Here is a 19178-nt window from a genome sequence, read left to right as displayed (position 1 = left end):
GACGCGTACGGCGATGTCCTGGGAGCGACCGGGCATCCAGGGCTCCGGGTCGCGTACGGCGGCGAGCATCACGCGGAACTGGTCGACGACGGCCTGGTCCTCGGGGGTAAGGGCGCGGCGGCCTGGTCCTCGGGGGCAAGGGCGCCGGGGCCGTGGCCGCAGCGGCGGCAGCGACGGATCATCGGGAGGTCTCCTGGTCAGGATTGGCGGTGCGGGGGTCGACGGGCTTCTTGAGGGCGCGCGGCAGATGGACGTGCAGTCTCCCAGTCCAGTCCACCTGGGTCTCGTAGCGGTCGGCGCGCTGGCCGTTCCGGGACTCAGGGGTCAGGACGGTCAGCGACTGCCTGCCGGTCCACTGCTCGGCCAGGAGCCGGGCGGCCTCAGGCCGCCAGGACGGAACGGGCGCGCTGACCATCCGCCTCACCGACCGCCGCCCCACACCCGTCGCCCACCTCCCGCACTGGTCGACCTGGCGCCGAGGACGCCGACACCAGGCCCGCACCAGCCACTGCAAACGACGCGGACACAGCCCCTGACCTGGCCACCAGTCACAGCACACACCGTTGCAGCACTAGCCGGGATGGTTGCATACGCTAGAGAGCCGAGCGTTGGCCCGACGGGCGACCGCTACAGCGCTCAGACCTCGTCAGCGCAGCCTTTGGAGACACCAACCCGATGCACGACCTGGACCACCCGTTCCGTACCGCGTCCACGCGCCTGATCGGACGGGACAAGGACCTGGAGTTCATACGGTCCCACTTCTCCGGCTCCGTCCACGGCGCGGCCCTCCTGCTGTCGGGCGAAGCCGGCATCGGCAAGACCGCCCTCCTCGACGCCGTCGCGGCACAGGCCAGGTCGGAGGGTACCCGTGTCCTACGGTCGAGCGGCGTGCAGTTCGAGGCGGACGTCAGCTACGCGGGCCTCAACCAGCTGCTCGTTCCCTTGTTCGAATCCTTCGACCTGCTGGATCCCAGCCACCGCGACGCGTTGAAGGTCGCGGTCGGGATTGGCAGCGGCCCCCCGCCCAACCGTCTGTTGACCTCCACTGCGGCCTTGCTGCTGCTGCGCCGGATCGCCCAGGACACCCCGTTGCTGATCGTCGTCGACGACCTGCCGTGGCTGGACCGGCCCACCACCTCCGTGCTCGGTTTCGTGGCCCGGCGACTCGTCGGCAGCCGCATCGGCTTTCTCGCGGCTTCCCGTGTCACGTCCGACAGCTTCTTCGAGTCCAGCGGTCTCCTCGAGCACCGCCTTCAGTCGCTGGACGAAGCGTCGTCGGCCGAGCTGCTTGCGGAAGCCCACCCGGACCTGTCGCATGCGATACGGCGCCGTATCGCCGCGGAGGCACACGGCAACCCGCTCGCGCTGGTGGAGCTGCCCACCGCCCTCGACCGCGAGCAGCGTACGGCGCCGACGGCGGTACCCTCGGTGCTGCCGCTCAGCGAGCGCCTTCAGGCGCTGTTCGCCGCACGCGTGGCCGATCTGCCCGAGGCCAGCCGCGAGCTGCTGCTGATCGCGGCACTCGAAGGCACCGGGGACCTCGCCGTCATCGAGGCCGCTGCGGGCCGCCGTGCCGCTGTAGACCTTCTGGAGTCCGCGGAGCGCGACCGGCTGGTGGCGATCTCGGCTGGTTCCCGCAGGCTGTCGTTCCGGCACCCCCTGATCGGTTTCGCTGTGGTGGCCCAGGCGTCGGCCGCCGACCGTCGCAGGGCGCACCAGGGGCTCGCCGCCGTCCTCACCGATCAGCCTGAGCGCCGCGCCCACCACCTGGGCGAGGCGACGACCGGGCCGGACGAGACGGTCGCCGAACTCCTGGAGCAGGCCGCTCGCTTGCGTCTCGGGCGTGGTGACGCGCTGGGCGCGATGGCGGCCCTCACCCGTGCTGCGGGACTCAGTCCGTCGTCGGCCGACGAAAGCCGCCGCCTGGCGGAGGCCGCCTACATCGGAACAGACGCCGGAGGAGGCATGGCGGACGCCTCGAGCCTGCTGGTCGGAGCCCGCCGTGCCGACCCCGCCACCCGAGAGGAGTCGCTGCACGCGGCGGCCGCCTCCGCGCTCCTGCTGATCAACGAGGAGGGCGACGTCAACACCGCCCACCGATTGCTGGTCGGCGCGATCGAGGCGGGCGGACACGGCTACGACGCCTCCGACGACGCTCTCGTCGAAGCCCTGTTCACCCTGATCACGCTGTGCTGGTACAGCGGTGACCCAGAGAAGTGGGCGCCACTGTTCCGGGCCCTCGACCGGATGACACCCGCACCCCCCGACCTGCTGTGGGTGTGTGCACAGACCTTCGCCGATCCCGCGCGCACCGGGTACCGCGCACTGGAACTCCTCGACACTCTGCTCGACGACATCGGCGACGCCACCCAAGTCGTCCGTGTCAGCACCTGCGCCGTCTACCCGGACCGGCTGGCGGATGTACGGGAAGCGTCCCTGCGCCTGGTCGAACAGGGCCGTGCGGGGACCGCGCCTGTCCGCAGGCATCTGTCTGCCCTGATCCACCTGTGTCTGGACGACTACTACAAGGGCCGCTGGGACGAGGCCGTGAAGCTGGCCGGCGAGGGGCTCAGCCTGTGCGAGGACTACGGATATCCCTTCTTCGCCTGCAAGTTCCAGTTCGTGCAGGCCCTGGTGGCCGGGGCGCGCGGCGACGTGGTGACGAGCGACGCTTTGTCCGAGGAGATCGTCGGCTGGGCCGTTCCCCGCGGTGCCCACGGCGCCCGCGCGCTTGCCTTCCACGCCAGGTGCCTGGCCGCACTCGGTAGCGGCGACTTCGATGGCGCTTTCCGGCACGCCACCGCGATCAACCCACTCACACCTCTGGCTCCGTACCTGCCGCACGCCATGACCGGCGCCTTGGATCTGGTGGAAGCGGCTGTCAGATCGGGCCGGTCCGCCGATGCGGCCACGCACACGGCAGCCTTGCGGGAGTCCGCGATGGCGCGGCTCTCTCCCCGCCTCCACATGCACGTGCTGGCATGCGAGGCCCTGACAACGTCCGACGGCGACGCCCTGGGACTGTTCGAGCAGGCGTTGTCTCTGCTCGACCCCGACGACTGGCCCTTCGACGTCGCGCGAGTACGCCTCTTCTACGGCGAACGCCTCCGACGCCGGCGCGTGACGAGAAAAGCCCGCGAGCAGCTGGTCCAGGCGGCCCAGACGTTCGAGAAGCTGGGGGCGGCGCCCTGGGCAGCGCGTGCCACGGCCGAACTGCACGCGAGCGGGCGCGCGACGTCCGCCACCGTGCAGGGCAAGGGAGCGTTGACCGCCCAGGAATTCGAGATCGCGACACTGGCGGCGACCGGGCTGACCAACAAGCAGATCGGCGAGCGTCTGTTCCTGTCGCATCGAACCATCGGCACACACCTGTACCAGATCTATCCCAAGCTGGGCATCAACTCCCGAGCCGCTCTGCGCGACGCTCTGGCCGCCCTCGAACTGGAGGACGTCGACTGACGACCCCTGATGACTCTCGTAGCACCGCCGGACGAACGAGTCCCTGCGATGCGCAAAGGCCCCGAAGCGGCCACGGCTAACGCCGCGGCCCGCTCGAAGGCGCTCGCAAAAGGTCGTTGTAGGTCCGTCTGAGGAGTTTCGCCGACTGACATGTGCTGCCTCTGCCCCGGCAGAACCGGCACGTCCGCACATGTTCCTCCAACGAAGCACGTGCTTGCTCCAGCGGACTCTGGTCTGGCTGCATGGCTCTCCCCGGGTGGGCGGCGCGACCACCTCGATCCTCACGACGGGAACTTCCAGCCGGATGGGACCCCGTGGCCGTGGAGATCCTCTCCAGGGGCTGAACGATGGTGACCCCTGCCCGGGTTCACGCTTCTGCCGGCAAAGGTGCTGCCCTGTCCGACAACACCCGCAAACACGCGATGCGGCCTCATCTCAACCCGTGCAGAGCGTGGTCGCCCCTACTGCGGCGAGAGCACCGGAGCCATGTGTGACCGAGTCGCCACCTCACACCCAAACGCACTACATGTTCGGGGCCATCTGGTGTAATTTCTGTCGAAAAGGCACGGGGTCACATGTGGAACGTAGGTGTGTCTCCCGCCGGTCAAAGAGCGGTAACCGTCGCTGTCATGCCGCTCCGTTACAGGAGGCATTTGGTGCTCACCGCGTTCACCCAGGCGTTCAGGACGCCTGACCTGCGCAAGAAGCTGCTCTTCACCCTGGGCATCATCGTGGTCTACCGGGTCGGCACACATGTCCCGATCCCGGGCGTGGACTACCGGGTTGTGCAGGAATGTGTGTCGCAGACTTCCGGCAGCCAGGGACTGTTCGGCCTGGTCAACCTCTTCAGCGGCGGCGCGCTGCTACAGATCACGATCTTCGCGCTGGGCATTCTGCCGTACATCACGGCGAGCATCATCCTTCAGCTGCTGACCGTGGTCATCCCCCGCCTCGAAGCCCTCAAGAAGGAGGGCCAGGCCGGCACGGCGAAGATCACCCAGTACACCCGCTACCTGACCGTGGCCCTCGCCATCCTCCAGGGCACCGGCCTCGTCGCCACCGCCCGCAGCGGCGCCCTCTTCTCCGGCTGCTCGGCCGCGTCGTCCATCGTCCCGGACCGCTCGATCTTCATCACCGTCCTCATGGTCATCACGATCACCGCCGGCACGGCCGTCGTCATGTGGCTCGGCGAGCTGATCACCGACCGCGGCATCGGCAACGGCATGTCGATCCTGATGTTCATCTCGATCGCCGCCACCTTCCCGTCCGCGCTGTGGGCCATCAAGAAGCAGGGCACCCTGGCCGGCGGCTGGATCGAGTTCGGCGCGGTCATCCTCGTCGGCCTGGTCATGGTCGGCCTCGTGGTCTTCGTCGAGCAGGCCCAACGCCGCATCCCGGTGCAGTACGCGAAGCGGATGATCGGCCGTCGTTCCTACGGCGGCACATCCACGTACATCCCGCTGAAGGTGAACCAGGCAGGTGTGATCCCGGTCATCTTCGCCTCGTCGCTGCTCTACATTCCTGCGCTGATCGCCCAGTTCTCCGGCGGCAACTCCAGCTGGAAGACCTGGATCGAGCAGAACCTGACCAAAGGCGACCACCCGATCTACATCAGTCTTTACTTCCTGCTCATCGTCTTCTTCGCCTTCTTCTACGTCTCCATCTCCTTCAACCCGGACGAGGTCGCGGACAACATGAAGCAGTACGGCGGTTTCGTCCCCGGCATCCGGGCCGGCCGGCCGACCGCGCAGTACTTGTCGTACGTGCTCACCCGGATCACCTGGCCCGGCTCCCTGTATCTGGGAGTGATCGCCCTTGTCCCGACCATCGCGCTGGTCGGGTTCGGGGCGACGAACAACTTCCCGTTCGGGGGCACCAGCATCCTGATCATCGTCGGTGTCGGCCTGGAAACCGTGCGGCAGATCGAGAGCCAGCTTCAGCAGCGTCACTACGAGGGTTTCCTCCGCTGACCCGCCGGGGACGGCATGGGTCACCGACTCGATGGGTCGGGCCTGCTCGAGTGTGGTGGCGGTCAGGAGTCGTACGTCCCGGGGACACCGGATGGACACCCGCCGCCGCCCGCGGCCGGTGAGCAGGATCCGACGGCAGCAACGGAGTACGCCGCCACCGCCGTCTCGCGTGGTCAACAGGCGTTCGAGGTGCCTGAACAAGGCATCTGGAAGGGGAAAGACGATGCTCCTCGGCAGGCGAACCCTCCACCTCCTCACCCCTGTCGCTCTGTCGGCACTCTCCGCAGTGGCGCTGATCGGCATCACGGCAGGTCCGTCGCAAGCGGCGACACGATCGGGGTGGGCGGACACCTCCTCGCTGTCGGTATGTGTGCACGGGCTGGACTCGGGCGCGGGGCAGCGCTACGCGACGGTGGTTCTCATGATCAAGACCCACAAGACCGTCCGGACCCAGGGGTATGCGGGGCTGCAACTTCTCAACTCGCGTGGAAGGGATGTCCCCACGCAGGTTGTCCGGGACCGTGGTCGGGCTGAGCTCATCACCCTCAAGCCCGTACAGAGCGCCTACACCCGGTTGCACTGGGCAGACGTGCCGGCCGCGGGTGGACCGACCAAGGCGGAGAAGCACCCCACCCGTCTGGAGGTCACCCCGCCCGACTCCTTGCACCACCTGGACACCCCGTGGAAGCTCGGTGACGTCCTCCAGAAGGGCCGCATCGACATCACTCCGTTGGTCAAGGGAACTGGCCCGGCATTCTGACAGCGCACACCGCGCGGGGTCCTGCGGCGGCAGCCCCCAGGCGGTGTGCCCGCCTCCCCGTCCTGCTGGATCATCGGGAGCAGCACGATCTTCGCCGCCTATGCCTCGGCCAAGGGCAGCGCGCTGGTGGACCGGGAGCTGTATCTGCCCAAGTCCTCGACCTCGGATGCGGACCGGTGCCGGGCGGCGAAGGTCCCAGGCAGCCGCGTCTTAGCGACCAACGGCGAGCTGGCCCGCGCGATGATCCTGCGGGCGCTTGCCTCACCCCTGCCGATCGCCTGGGTGACGGGCGACTGCGCCTACGGACAGGAATGGCGCATGCGCACCCTGGAAGAGGCCGGTCTCGGCTATGTCCTGGCCGCGCCGAAGTCCCAGCAACTGAGCGCTCCCTTCGGCCGTATCGACCAGGCCATCGCCGACGCCCCCGAGAAGGCATGGGAACGCCACTCCTGCGGCGACGGTGCCAAGGCCCGCGCCTTTACGGCTGGGCTGCCGCACGCCTGCCGGCGATCGGTGTCCTCGACAGCGACCGGCCCACCCACGAGCGGTGGGTACTGGGCCGCCGCAGCCTGGTCCGCCCGGACGAGATCGCCTGCTGCCTCGCCTACGCCCCCAACGGCACCGGCGTTGCCGCCTGGTCCGTATTGCGGGCTCGCGCTGGGCGATCTAGGAGGCCTTCCAGGCCGCCAACCCGCCCCGGAGCAGTCATCCACGCGCTGAACTGGTCACTCCGACGCAGACGACACCGAGCGATCGCCCGCGTGCTGCCCCTACCGAAGAAGCAGCTCAGGCAACGACTTCTGCCTGGAGTACTGGGAGCGAACCCCGACCTCACGGTCAACGTCCTGGCGAACCGGCCGCAGCGCACCGCGGTGCAGGTCCCCGAACCCGGGTCGGAGGAACTGCCACCCGGCCGGGAGGCCGCCTTCGCCGCGGTCATGACGGCGGTGTACGCGCTCGGCGCCCAGCTGCACGCGGACCGGGGCGACGAGGAGGGAACTCGACATGCTCTGAGCGGGGCGGATGAAGCCCTGATCGACATTCTCCGGGGCATGCATGACCTGCGGGTGGCCATCGGTGACGGGGCCGGGTGGCGGACCCCACGCACCGTGTCCGCCGGCATCCGCATGTGAACGATGCCGAGCCGCTTTGTGTGATCGAGATCTTTTGCTCATCGGATCAACACATCGTCGAACCAGTCTCTGTGTTTCCTCCAAGGAGTAAGGACAGGGACTACTCACATGCGCAGACCCAGCGGATACCTGGCGGTCGCCATCGGCATCGCCCTGGCGCTCACATCGGGATTAGCCGGCGGAGCCGCCGCGGCGCCACCGGGCGGTGCCCAAAGCGCGGGCGGCACCGGTATGGCCAAGGCGTCGAAGACGGTGACGCTGATCACCGGTGACCGGGTCATGGTGGACGCCACCGGCCAGGTCACCGGGGTGGAACGGGCGAAAGGCCGGGAGCGGGTGCCGTTCTCGGTCCGGAAGGTCGCCGGTCACATACGTGTGGTGCCCGGCGACGCCGAACTGCTGCTGGCAGACGGCACGTTGGACGCACGGCTCTTCGACGTGACGCAACTGGTGGCGGACGGCTACGACGACGCCCACCGCTCCGACCTGCCGCTCATCGTCACCTTCCGGCACGGGAAGGAACGCTCGATGAGCACGTTCACCCCGGCCGGGGCGGAGATCGACCGTGCGCTGCCCGTCATCGACGGCGCGGCGATGCACACCGTCAAGAAGCACGGCGCCGAGTTCTGGGACGCCGTGACCGGCGCCCGCACCGACGCGAGTGCCCGGGCCGGGGCGGAGTTCACCGCTTCCACGGCGGTGGAGAAGGTGTGGCTGGACGGCAAGCGCCGCGGCACCCTTGACAGGAGCGTGCCGCAGATCGGCGCTCCGGCAGCCTGGGCCGCCGGTTACGACGGCACCGGCGTCAAGGTCGCCGTCCTGGACACCGGGGTCGACAAGACCCACCCCGACCTGGCGGGCCAGGTGATCGCGGAGCAGGACTTCTCCGGCTCCGCGGACACCAGTGACCACTTCGGCCACGGTACCCACGCGGCGTCCATCGTGGCCGGAACGGGGGCCAAGTCCGGCGGCACGTACAAGGGCGTCGCCCCGGGCGCGAAGATCCTCAACGGCAAGGTCCTCAACGACAACAACCTGGGCGAGGAATCCGGCATCATCGCGGGCATGGAGTGGGCGGTGGCCCAGGGCGCCGACGTCGTCAACCTCAGCCTCGGCGGCGAGGACACCCCCGGGATCGACCCGATGGAGGAAGCGGTCAACCGGCTCTCCGCCGAGACCGACACCCTGTTCGTCATCGCGGCCGGCAACGACGGGAAAGGGGAGCACACGGTCGACTCCCCAGGCAGCGCCGAGGCCGCGCTCACCGTGGGCGCCGTCGACAAGTCGGACCAGCTCGCGGGCTTCTCCAGCCGCGGCCCGCGCGTCGGTGACAGCGGCGTCAAGCCCGACCTGACCGCGCCCGGTGTCGCCATCACGGCCGCTTCGGCCCCCGGCAGCAGACTGGAGAACTCGTACCCCTCCGACATACCGGGCTACATCACACTCGACGGCACCTCCATGGCGACCCCGCATGTGGCCGGCGCCGCCGCCCTCCTGGCCCAGCAGCACCCCGACTGGGACGGCGAGCGGCTCAAGGCGGTACTGACCGGTTCCGCCGAGCCGGGCGCGTACAGCTCCTTCCAGCAGGGCACCGGCCGTACCGATGTCGCCCGGGCGATCAAGCAGAGCGTCATCACCGAGCAGGGACCGCTCGACTTCGGCAGGCAGGAGTGGCCGCACGACGACGACAAGCCGGTGACGAAGCAGCTCACGTACCGCAACCTGGGTACGCAGCCGGTCACCCTGGACCTGTCCGTCGACGCCCTGTCGGTGAACGGCAAGCCCGCCGCCGAAGGAATGTTCACCGTCTCGCCGCAGCGGGTCACCGTCCCGGCGGGCGGCGAGGCGAGCGCCACCGTCACGGCAGACACCCGAGCCGGGAGCACCGACGGCACGTTCGGCGGCTCGGTGTCCGCCACCTCGGCTGACGACAAGGTCAGCGTGCGCACCGCCGTCGGGGTGGAGCGCGAGGTCGAGATGCACGACCTGACGCTGAAGCACATCGACGAGAACGGCCGGCCCACCGGTGACGCCGTGACCGAGGTCCAGGGCGTCGACACCGACTTCCACGCCTCCTACGCCGACGAGGAGGACGGCGAACTCACGGTGCGGCTGCCCAAGGGCGACTACTCCCTGAGCGGCATGATCCACCCGGGCTTCGACTCCGCCACCCACGCGCTGGTGTTCCAGCCGAGGATGCGACTGGACGCGGACACCACCGTCACCATCGACGCCCGGCAGACCCGGCCGGTCCAGGTCACCCTGCCCGATCCGGCGGCCAAGAACATCGACGCCGCGGTCGCCGTCGGATGGCGGCGGGGCGACGGACTGGACGACGGCCTCGTCAATTACGGCTTCCCCGGGTTCCAGAGCTTCACGGTCGGACAGCTCGGCTCCGACCTGCCCGCGGACCAGGCCTTCGCCCAGTACTCGGGCACCTGGAGCCACCAGGACGCCGGCACGCCGGTGAACTACCACCTGGCCTGGAAACGTACCGGTCAGCTGGACGGCTTCAACATCGCGGTCGCACGGAAGCAGCTCGCCACGGTCGATGTCCTGGTCGGCTCACCCGCCACCGGGAAAAAGGCGGACATCCTGGCACAGACCCTCGCACCCAGCGGAGAATTCACCTCCCTCGGTTCGCCCGTCACGGTGGACCTCCCGCTGCGCGGCACCGACTACGTCCTCGGCGACAACATCAAGTGGAACTTCATCGTCCTCCCGGGCGACGGCCCCGACGCCCAGCTCTGGAGCACGAGGACGTACCAGGCCGGCAAGAGGTACACCGAGCGGTTCAACGTCGGCGTCTTCGGTCCGGCCCTGGGCGGTACGGACACCACACCGTCCGCGTTCACCCCCGGCATCGCGCGGAACGGGAACGTCATCAGTGCCTATCTGCCACAGTTCAACGACGGTGCCGGGCACTGGAACACCATCGCCGGCGCCCCGGCGGAGACCTCGCTCCAGGCCGACGGCAGGGAGATCTCCGACCCGCACGGCGTCTCCCCGACCGACGACGTCGCCACCTACACCGTTCCCGCCCAGGACAGCGCCTACAAGCTGACCCTGGACACCTCCCGTGACCCGGCGAGCACGCCGGTCAGTACCCGGGTCAGGACGGAATGGACCTTCCGCTCCGGCGAGACGCCCGAGGGCGCCTGGTCCGCACTGCCGCTGTCCGTGGTCCGCTTCTACCCCGAACTGACCCTGGCCAGCACCGCGAAGGCCGGTCAGCAGTTCGACGTGCCGTTCCGCATCGAGGGTGCCGCCGCCGGGCAGCAGCCCAAGAAGCTGGCCTTCGAGGTGTCGTACGACGAGGGGAACACCTGGCAGGCCGCCGAGGCCGTCGGCGGCACCCACCTGTCGCTGAAGCACCCGGCCGCGGCAGGCTCCGTGTCGCTGCGGGCCAAGCTGACCGACGCACAGGGCAACACGCTGGTCCAGACGATCGAACGGGCCTACCTCACCACCCAGTGACCCCTGGCCCCCCCTCGGCCCGGCCGGGGCGGCGACGCCGCCCCGGCCGGCCTCATGCCCCTTGTGGCCATGAGGCCGGCCGGTGCTCGGCGTTCTCGCAGAAGGTGGTGTCGCGGCTGGCAGCCGGCAGCACTGGTCTTCCCGGCCCGCAGCTCTCCACCGCCGGGGGGCGGCGTCGAGGACCGCCGCGGTGAGAGGCGCGGCGATCCCAGGGAGCTGACGAAGCCCGGTCGACCGCCCGGAGCCGGCTCGCCCGCCTCGGCAGCAGCGGCTCGATCCGCGCTCACGACTCATCCGGCACGATCCACGGTGATTACCCACCCATACGGACAAAGCTCACGAGCGGCAATCCGGTCCGGCCCTCGCCACGTGACACCGCCCTTTCGCGTGAGCGGGCCGGCGAGCAGTGACCAGGCTGGGCGTCCCACGGCGAGCCCGCCCGGCCCCATGCCTTCCTCGTGCACGGGACCAGGCGGTGCTGTGCCTGTCCGAGGTCTACTGACTGTGTCGCTCCAGGTAGATAGTGGTGAATACGGCGACCTTGGCACGGAGGGCCCATGGGTCGAAGGGCTTGCTGATGTAGTCGACTGCGCCGGCCGCGTATCCGCGGGCGGAGTGTTCGGACTCCGTGCCCATGGCGGTGAGGAAGATGATGGGGACGTCCCGAGTTCTCGGGCGGCGCTTGATGTGAGCACAGGTCTCGTAGCCGTCCATCTCCGGCATCTGCACGTCCATGATGATGACGGCGAAGTCGTCGTGGTCGAGTAGGGCCTTGAGAGCCTCCCGGCCCGAGGAGACGGTGACGAGCTCCTGATCGAGCGTTGCCAAGACCGCGGTCATCGCCAGCAGGTTGTCCGGCTGATCGTCTACGACGAGGATCTTGGGCATGCTTCGCCGCCCCGTCGGCAGCACGGCTTCGGTCGTCTTCTCGACTGCCTCCAACTGGCGTTCGAGTAGATCGCAGCGGCCTTCCGCTGCGGCACGCTGAGCTTGTGCCTCCTGGAGAGCCGCTCCAAGTCGCTCGACTTCCCGCCGGAGTGCGTTGCGTTCCTGGACGAGGCTGTAGACATCGGGATGGGCCTCCGCGAGTTCGTCCGCTCGCCTCTGCTCCGCGATGCGGTCGGCCTCCAACTGGTTGAGTCGTGTCTCCAGGTCGGCGATGCGCTGGGTTCGGTCCAGGAGGGCATCACCCAGGACGTCACCGCGGACGCTGGACCGCCGGGATACATGGTCAGCGTCGGCCAGTTGCTGCTCCAGGATTTCCACCGCGTGCTTGGGCGATGAGGCAGCATCCACGGCCGAGCCATACAGGCCTCGCACCAACTCGATGGCCTCGGTGGTGACTGCGGTCCCGCGGTGTTCGGCAACGTCGGTGAACAGGTCACTGATCACCTGCCATGGAGGTAACCGGGTGCCGTTCAGGTAACGCGAGACGGTACCTGGATCGAGTCGGCGCCGGGCCGCATAACGACGGACAGACACGTGAAGGCTCTCGAACAACTCGCGCAAAGCCTCGGCCAACGCCCGGGACGCGCCGTTGAGGTCGTCGCCCAGAGGCCGCAGCTCACCCATTGCTCTCCTCCTCGCCCCTGCCGGCACCCACGGCGGCCGGCGGCTGGACAGCGCTGCCCTCGGCGGCGATGAGGTGGTTGAAGAACGGCACGGCCATTCCCGCAGCGGCGAGCCCCGCAAGCAGGCTGCGCGCGACGCCTTCCCCGGCGACGGCCGTCAGCCCGCTTGCAGCCGCGCCGGTAAGCAGGGCGAGGAGAAATACAATAGTTGATCTCAACGACAGCAGCGGACCGTCCACTGTGGGCTCCGTTCATCCAACCCGCTCCAGTGCAGCGGGACTTGTCCCCCATCCGGCCGATTGCGGATGCAGGAACCAGAATGGATGAAGCCAGGGGTGTTGCAGTCCACGATCCGTAATCGGGGCAGTAGAGACCGCCTGTTGCACGGGCGTTGCCGTCGCTCATGTCACAGTCGTGGCCGGTCAGGAGATCGACAGCTGGTCCGTTGCCACAGCGTTGCTCTGCAACGCTGTGGATCTTCGACAACGACGGCACTGTGGAGCAGCGCAGGGTCGGTGGGCCGGAAGCTGGATGTCACGTCCTCGTGTGTCCAAATGGTCAGCTGGGCGGGTGCAGTCGCTGCGGCGCTGCCGGTGCCCGTACGGTCCGAGCGCAGAGGAGGGGGCCGACAGTCGCGGGGCCGAGTCGGTCAGGCCGCCGGTGGCTGACTGGAGGAGGCGGCCTGTTCGGCGGGGTGGTCCAGCTGCTGCCGGCGGCGCCGCTGCCCGTCGCGGTGGTCCTCGACGCGCTGGGTGAACAGTGTCAGCGCTTCTACTTCCTGGCCGGGGCCGAAATCGCTGTGGGGGCCGATTGGGGCCGATACCGAGGCTGACGGCGTTGGCCTCTTTGTCGATGGCTTCGGCAGTCTGCCCTGCGGCGCGGATTGAGCCCACTGCGACAGGCGGGAGCGTCCGATGCCCCAGAAGGCGTTCGGCAGGAGCCATACCGCCCGCTGGACCAGGCGCTCCAGGTCGCGGCGGGTGCGGTCGCCGATGTCCGCCCGGGACATCGTCCGCCTTGCATCGCCGTCGGCCTGCCCGCCACCTGGGTCACCGCGGACGAGGCATACGGACAGGGCTGGCACTTCCGCCGCCTGCTAGAGAAACGGTGGCAATCGCAGGTCCGGGCCAAGGCCCGGCAGCAGGCCGCAACCACGGGGCGGCATCGTCATCGACACCCGCGCCCGACTCGGCTACACCGCGCCGACCGGGCCGACGGACCAGGACCGCATCCGCCACCTGACCATCACCCTTCCGCCCCCGCTACGTCGCCCGCCTCTTCGACGCCCAGGAGGCGGGCGCCAGCGACCAGCAACTCAAGGAGATCGCGGCGGAAGCACTCAAGGAGGTGTACTTCCAGGACAACGGCCGCTGCGCCGGCCAGCTGGAGCAAGTCCGCTGCACCGACATCGAGCACCTGGAATTCGATCTGTAACAGTCACGTCCCGAACAGCCGACGGACGTGACAGGCTGCCGCTGGCCGGCGCTCCCCCCACAGGGGGCGCTGTTGCCATACATCGTCCGCGGGTACTTCAGCGGCCCCACTGTCCGTTACGTAACGGGCGGAAATCCTCTGAGTTCTTGATCAATAGGGGTGGCCGCAAAGCGTGCCGAGTTCGCGCCCACCCCTATTACCAGGGTCAGGAACTCACCGAGTGTCGGTCCAAACATGCGTGACCGTGCCACTGACGCAGGTGAGCCGGGCTGTTGTGGTGTAGGGGTACCAGGCAGACCACTGGTATTCGCCGCTCGTGCACCGAATCCCGAGTCGCCACTCCTTGGGGAAAGCCGTACAAGACCCCGTTCCGGTCTTTGTTCCCACCCCGGATGTCCCGCAGGTAGCGGCTGCTGTGCTCTCCACCGCTGTTGCACTCTCGGCGGTAACCACAGCACCGCCCAGCAACAGACCACCGGCGGCTCCGACGGCCACCACCGCACGCCTTAATCGCATCGCCATCTCCCTGCTCGCTTAGGAGGCTTGCCTGAAAGGCTCTGACAGACATCACTCTTACAGGCGCGATAGAACCATGACACCAATTCGATGCTTATTGGCCGGAATCATTCGCCCGAACGCAGGTTGGTACTCCAGTCCGACTTCGCGATCTTGTCGCGGATCCGGCTGGGAAAAGATACGGCCACCGCGTGGTCATCGAGGGTTGTGTGGACTCCTGAAGATCGTGCGATGGTCATATCTATTTCAGGCTGAGATCGCGACGTGCGCCGAGTTCTAGTAGTTGGCCAGCACCAGTTGGCGAAGGTCGCGAACGCCGCCTTAGTCCCGCTGCCGGCCACCCCGCCGATCTTGCCGGTATAGCCCCAGCCGGTCCCTCAGGAAGCGTTGCAGACCCGATATCGTGCCGCTGCCGACGGTCCCGTCGATGTCACCGGTGTAGTCGTGGTACGCCTTGAGGTGGCGCTGCCAGCGGCGCCTCCGCGACGGATAGCCCGCCGATCGGGGCTTGAGTGGTTCATTGGCCCTTTTCGGCGAACATGTTGATCAGGTCGTGGGCTGTGTTGTCAGTGGAGTTGATCCCGGGCATCTCGTCCGTGTCGGCACTGCGGCGGAACATGGCCTGCTCGTACTTGGTGAGCGCCGTTTCGCTGTCGTCGAGGTGCGCGGCGAGAGCTTCACCGAGTTCGGCCCCGTCGAGCATGGCCAGGTTGGCGCCCTCGCCGTTGGGAGCCGCGAGGTGGGCGGCGTCGCCGAGCAGGGTCACCCCCGGCACCCGGTCCCACCGATGCCCGGTCGGCAGAGCGTAGAGGGGGCGCAGGACCGGCGCGACGTCGCTGTCGGTGATCAGCGCGGTGAGCTCCGGCGCCCAGCCGTCGAATTCCTGCGCGATCCGCGCGGTGGCCGTGGCGGCATCGGCGAAATCTATGGCGGCGAACCAGTCCTGCGGCTCGGACAGTCCCACGTAGGCGTGCAGAGTGTCGTACTTTTCCCGGTGAGCGAAGATCTCCCTGCCTGGCGAAGGAGCGATCAGCATGCCGCCGCCGACCGCCTTCGCGGCGGCCGGGTGCCGTGTGCCGGCGTCGAACAGATAGGTCTCGACGACCGATTTACCGATGTACTCGGGTGTGGCGGTGGACAGCAGCGGCCGGACCCGCGACCACGCGCCGTCCGCGCCGACCAGCAGGCTGGTGACGACGGTGCCGCCGTCGGCGAACGTCACCTCGTGGCGACCCTCGCCGAGGGCACGGGTGCGGCTGACCTTGTGCCCCCAGCGCACGGTGCCTGCCGGGAGTGAGTCGAGCAGGACCTGTCGCAGGTCACCGCGCTGCACCTCAGGGCGTCCACCCGTGCCGTCGTCGGCTTGGTCGAGCAGGACAGTCCCGTCCCGGTCGAGGACCCGCAGCGCCTGGCGGCCCTCCAGAACGATGGCGTGGAACTCGTCCATCAACCCGGCCGCCTTGAGTGCGAGCTGCCCGTTGTAGTCGTGGATATCGAGCAACCCGCCCTGCGCGCGCGCCGAGGGGGTGGACTCTGCCTCGTAGACCGTGACCGGGATTCCGTGGACGTGCAGGACGCGGGCCAGCGTGAGTCCGCCGAGTCCGGCGCCTACGATCGTGACGGGGGTGTGCATGGTGGCTCCTTCAGGATCGGGCCGTCTGGTGAGCTCCGGCCGGCCGTCTCTGGAAAGGTGCCAGTCCCCGCCGACAAGCCACCGATATCCGACCGACAGCCCCCGACAGTGCTCCGACATGGCACCGACACCGCAGATCAGCTGGCTGTCAGGTGGACACGTGCGCGGCTGCGTGACTTGCAGGCGGAGGCGTTCCGCACGGGCCGGACGCTGGCGGAGCGCAGCGAGCAGCTGGCCACGATCTGCGAGCAGCAGCGCACGGCGTTCAGGAGCGTCGACTCCCTTGCTGACGCCATTGGTGCGTCCGCGGGACGGTCAGTCACCGAGAGTCTTGTTCGCTCTCGCGCGTGCGCAGGGCGTCGATCCGGACGCCCTTCAATCTTGCCCCCTGTGCACGACGCACCGGAACCGAACGGTCCGGGCACACCGGTCTTTGGGCGGCGCACCTTCCACAGCGTCAGCCCGGACACCACCTGGGACGACACGATCGACACGGCCCGCCTGGAACAGCTCCACGATGATGCCCGGCTTGGCCCCGCTGCTGCGCGAGCACGGTGTCCCGGGGAGCGGTGTATGAGATCTGGAGCCGCAGATCCGGGACACGGTCCGGGGCAGCAGCGACCGGCCAGGGGAGATCGTCCAGTACAGCGTCTACCTTGAGTTCGCTGACAAGGAAGCAACCTCCGTGCCCAGCCACGTCTCCATGGAAGCGGACGGTAGCCGCGGCTTCCGCCTCGACCGTAACTTCCCCAAACCCCGACCAGGCCGCACAGCTGATCCGACGCAGGGACGGAATCGAATGACCCTCCTCCAACGCCTTACCGCGCTTTGCCCACCGCCCACTCCGGTGCAGCCGCCGGTGAACTGGGAAAGCGTCGAATCCGCCCTCCGCGTGCGCTTGCCGGAGGACTACAAGCAGCTCACCGCTGCCTACGATCCCGGACGCCTCGCCAACTTCCTCTGGGTCCACGACCCACGTCACACCTCCGTCCACGTCAACCTGCTCGGACCGGCCCAAGACCGCACCCGTGCGCAAGTTCGCGACGACTACGCCCGGGGAGTCTGCCCCGCCCCGGTCGACCCGGAGCTCCTGCTTCCTTGCGGTGGCACGGACAACGGCGAGGACATCTTCTGGATCACCGACCCCAAGGACGATCCGGACGCCTGGACCATCGCCGTCAATGAAGCACGCGGACCGCGCTGGTACACCTTCGACGGAAGCCTGACCCAGTTCCTGGTCGCCGTACTCAGCGACACCGCGACCGTCCCGCAGTTCCCCGAGGGACTCCTGCAAGGTGTCATCGACTTCAAGCCCTCGCGCCTTGACCAGTGGTCTCCGCCTCTGCCGCCTGAGACCCCTGCCGTCAGCACCGACGAGATCCGCAACTGGGCGCGCGCCAACGGGTACGACGTTCCGACGCGAGGACGCATTCCCGCCGAAGTTCGGCACGCCTGGGAGCGGACGCACAAGAGCGACTGATCACCACGGAGCGGCGGGCGGTCATCGAGACCGAGGAACCGACCCGTGAACACCGCGGCGACTGGCTCGCAATTCCGTTGCGCTTCACCCCTGGCCGGCCCATAGCGTGCTTGCCTGCCCTGGATACGGACGAGCGCGCGCAGCCGGCCGCGACCCTCACCAAGCTCCGAGGCGCCTACCGGGCGCTCGGCAGTCCTGCCCCATCCTCAACTCTTCTGGAGACGACGTGAGTACCCCCACCGCAACCCGGCTGCAAGCCGCGGACGCGAGCGTGACCGTGCTCAGCAACACCGCCTTCGTCACCGACTGGGCCCGCCGCTACTTCGGATCGTGGTGGAACGCCTTCCACGTGCCCGCCAGCAGTGTCCGCGCCGGGCCGCTCGTCACGGCCGACCTCGACGAGAAGACGTACACGGACCTCGACGCGCTGGTGCGCTCCCGCCCCCACGACCAAGTCACCTACGCCAAGGCCCAACTGCTGCTCGCCCGGGACAGCACAGGCACCATCACCGGCGTCTCCCCGCAAGAAGGACTCGCCTACCGCTCCGAACAGCTCGGCCGCCACGTCACCCTCTTTGGCCGCACGGCGCAGCCGCTGGCGCCGGCCGCCGCACGGATCGCCCGGGAGATGATCCGTGCGTCCCTGCTGCGTGACGGCTGGACGCTCCTGCACGCCTCCGCCGTCGTCCGCGACGACCGGGCCCTGCTCGCCTTCGGCTCCAAGGGTGCGGGAAAGACCACCACGGCCCTGCTACTGGCCCATCGAGGCGCCCAGCTCCTCGCGAACGACCGGGTGTTCGCGAAGGTTGTCGGTGACGAGCTGCGCGTCCTGCCCTGGCCGTCGGCGGCGGCCATCGGGCTGGGCCTGCTCGATGCGCTGGGCCTGTACGACGTCGTCCGTGACCGGCTCCAGGCGGGGGAGCAGCTCCATCCCACCCAGCACCAGGGCGTCACCGATGCCCTCCTGGCCGGCCGCCGCGAGCCGCTGTGGGAGCCGGGCGGCAAACGGGAGATGAAGGTGCAGGTCTTCCCCGACCAGTTCGCCACCTGGTTCGGCATGGAACTCGCGACGGGCGGACACGCGGCGGCACTGCTGTTCCCCCGCATCGACCCCGCCTCCATCCCGGCCGTGGTCGACGGCGACCGGGCCCTCAGCGATGACGACTTCATGAGCGGCAGCACCGAGGACCGCTACCCCGACCACTTCGGCCTCGCTCACGGCATCAACGGCGGCGGCAGTGACGAGGCACGCGCGAGTGTCGCCGACCGACTCGCCACGCTCCCTCACCACCAGGTCGTGCTGAACCACGACACCCAAGCCACCTCCGACTTCCTCGCCAAACTCGCGGCCGACCTGTGAACCGAGCCATCACCGCCGGCCCACAGACCGGCGAAGGAAGGCCGCCGTCCTTTCCACCGTCGCGGCGTAACCTGCGCCGCGACGGCGACGGGCTTCGACGGCGACGGGCTTCGGCGGGGGCGCGATCCGGTCCGGATCCAGCCCCACCTTGTGCGGATGCACGCACGCCGGAGTCCCGTCGGCGGTGTACCGGAAGCCATCCTCGGAGTTGAACGCGGAAGGAGCAGCGAGGGACGACTTGAGTACCGAGCTCAGTTCAGAAGTCCCGGGCGGACTCAACGATTCGGTGAACAGACCGACAACCGCCCTGGGGTGACCCGGCCCGGCCCCGACCTTGCCGCTGAGGCCGAGCGGCATGATGGCCATGGAGACGTGCCGGTGATCG

At 68.7% G+C, this 19178-nt stretch carries 12 protein-coding genes and 2 pseudogenes; 9 read left to right on the top strand and 5 right to left on the bottom strand.

The window, feature by feature from the left end:
* Positions 1-178: 178 nt before the first annotated feature.
* Positions 179-415 (bottom strand): hypothetical protein, encoded by a 237-nt coding sequence (locus tag IE294_RS40300; RefSeq protein ID WP_189894362.1) that lies wholly within the window; start codon positions 413-415, stop codon positions 179-181.
* A 260-nt stretch (positions 416-675) separates the two neighbouring features.
* On the opposite strand from IE294_RS40300, the gene IE294_RS40295 reads away from it, so the two are divergent.
* The 6 genes and pseudogenes from IE294_RS40295 to IE294_RS40270 all read left to right on the top strand — a co-directional run bounded on the left by IE294_RS40295 (position 676) and on the right by IE294_RS40270 (position 10799).
* On the top strand, positions 676-3459 hold the full coding sequence (locus IE294_RS40295) for an ATP-binding protein (protein ID WP_189894354.1): 2784 nt from the start codon (positions 676-678) through the stop codon (positions 3457-3459).
* 656 nt (positions 3460-4115) lie between these two features.
* Complete coding sequence (gene secY, locus IE294_RS40290) at positions 4116-5429, top strand: preprotein translocase subunit SecY (protein ID WP_189894353.1); 1314 nt, start codon at positions 4116-4118, stop codon at positions 5427-5429.
* Between the two features lie 31 nt (positions 5430-5460).
* Positions 5461-6189, top strand: coding sequence for a DUF4232 domain-containing protein (locus tag IE294_RS40285; protein WP_306433520.1), 729 nt, complete (start codon positions 5461-5463; stop codon positions 6187-6189).
* 87 nt (positions 6190-6276) lie between these two features.
* A pseudogene (locus IE294_RS40280) lies at positions 6277-6856 on the top strand (IS701 family transposase); the annotation flags it as partial.
* Positions 6857-6950: 94 nt separating this feature from the next.
* Positions 6951-7322 (top strand): hypothetical protein, encoded by a 372-nt coding sequence (locus IE294_RS40275; RefSeq protein WP_189894351.1) that lies wholly within the window; start codon positions 6951-6953, stop codon positions 7320-7322.
* Positions 7323-7430: 108 nt separating this feature from the next.
* Positions 7431-10799: a S8 family serine peptidase gene (locus IE294_RS40270; RefSeq protein WP_189894350.1), complete on the top strand. Its 3369-nt coding sequence runs from the start codon at positions 7431-7433 to the stop codon at positions 10797-10799.
* A gap of 495 nt (positions 10800-11294) precedes the next feature.
* Here IE294_RS40270 and IE294_RS40265 read toward each other — a convergent pair whose 3' ends face one another.
* The 3 genes from IE294_RS40265 to IE294_RS40255 all read right to left on the bottom strand — a co-directional run bounded on the left by IE294_RS40265 (position 11295) and on the right by IE294_RS40255 (position 13379).
* Positions 11295-12371 carry a response regulator gene (locus IE294_RS40265; protein WP_189894349.1) on the bottom strand — a complete coding sequence of 359 codons (1077 nt, stop codon included), beginning with the start codon at positions 12369-12371 and terminating at the stop codon, positions 11295-11297.
* Positions 12364-12609, bottom strand: coding sequence for a hypothetical protein (locus tag IE294_RS40260; protein ID WP_189894348.1), 246 nt, complete (start codon positions 12607-12609; stop codon positions 12364-12366). Before IE294_RS40260 ends, IE294_RS40265 begins: the two co-directional genes overlap by 8 nt.
* A gap of 410 nt (positions 12610-13019) precedes the next feature.
* Positions 13020-13379 (bottom strand): hypothetical protein, encoded by a 360-nt coding sequence (locus IE294_RS40255; protein ID WP_189894361.1) that lies wholly within the window; start codon positions 13377-13379, stop codon positions 13020-13022.
* Between the two features lie 81 nt (positions 13380-13460).
* Here IE294_RS40255 and tpg point away from each other — a divergent pair.
* Positions 13461-13804 (top strand): annotated as a pseudogene (tpg, locus tag IE294_RS40250) (telomere-protecting terminal protein Tpg); the annotation flags it as partial.
* Positions 13805-14837: 1033 nt separating this feature from the next.
* On the opposite strand, the gene IE294_RS40245 reads toward tpg, so the two are convergent.
* Positions 14838-15953 (bottom strand): FAD-dependent oxidoreductase, encoded by a 1116-nt coding sequence (locus tag IE294_RS40245; protein WP_189894347.1) that lies wholly within the window; start codon positions 15951-15953, stop codon positions 14838-14840.
* 685 nt (positions 15954-16638) lie between these two features.
* Here IE294_RS40245 and IE294_RS40240 point away from each other — a divergent pair.
* Both IE294_RS40240 and IE294_RS40235 read left to right on the top strand, forming a co-directional pair.
* Entirely contained in the window at positions 16639-17433 is a 795-nt protein-coding gene (locus IE294_RS40240; RefSeq protein WP_229917840.1) for an Lsr2 family DNA-binding protein, read from the top strand.
* Between the two features lie 226 nt (positions 17434-17659).
* Positions 17660-18793 (top strand): phosphoenolpyruvate carboxykinase (ATP), encoded by a 1134-nt coding sequence (locus IE294_RS40235; protein ID WP_189894346.1) that lies wholly within the window; start codon positions 17660-17662, stop codon positions 18791-18793.
* Positions 18794-19178 lie beyond the last annotated feature (385 nt).

Source organism: Streptomyces canarius (genome assembly GCF_014650735.1).
In the GTDB taxonomy this organism is placed as follows: Bacteria; Actinomycetota; Actinomycetes; order Streptomycetales; family Streptomycetaceae; genus Streptomyces; species Streptomyces olivaceoviridis.
Note: the sequence above shows the minus strand (reverse complement) of the source record. Positions and strands in the feature narration are given on the sequence as shown.

Excerpts from the sequence above, each read along its gene's own strand:
- IE294_RS40295 (WP_189894354.1), top strand. The coding sequence starts at position 676 with ATGCACGACCTGGACCACCCGTTCCGTACCGCGTCCACGCGCCTGATC.
- IE294_RS40300 (WP_189894362.1), bottom strand. The coding sequence starts at position 415 with ATGGTCAGCGCGCCCGTTCCGTCCTGGCGGCCTGAGGCCGCCCGGCTC.
- IE294_RS40265 (WP_189894349.1), bottom strand. The coding sequence starts at position 12,371 with ATGGGTGAGCTGCGGCCTCTGGGCGACGACCTCAACGGCGCGTCCCGG.
- IE294_RS40270 (WP_189894350.1), top strand. The coding sequence starts at position 7,431 with ATGCGCAGACCCAGCGGATACCTGGCGGTCGCCATCGGCATCGCCCTG.
- IE294_RS40255 (WP_189894361.1), bottom strand. The coding sequence starts at position 13,379 with ATGTCCCGGGCGGACATCGGCGACCGCACCCGCCGCGACCTGGAGCGC.
- IE294_RS40245 (WP_189894347.1), bottom strand. The coding sequence starts at position 15,953 with ATGCACACCCCCGTCACGATCGTAGGCGCCGGACTCGGCGGACTCACG.
- IE294_RS40285 (WP_306433520.1), top strand. The coding sequence starts at position 5,461 with ATGGGTCGGGCCTGCTCGAGTGTGGTGGCGGTCAGGAGTCGTACGTCC.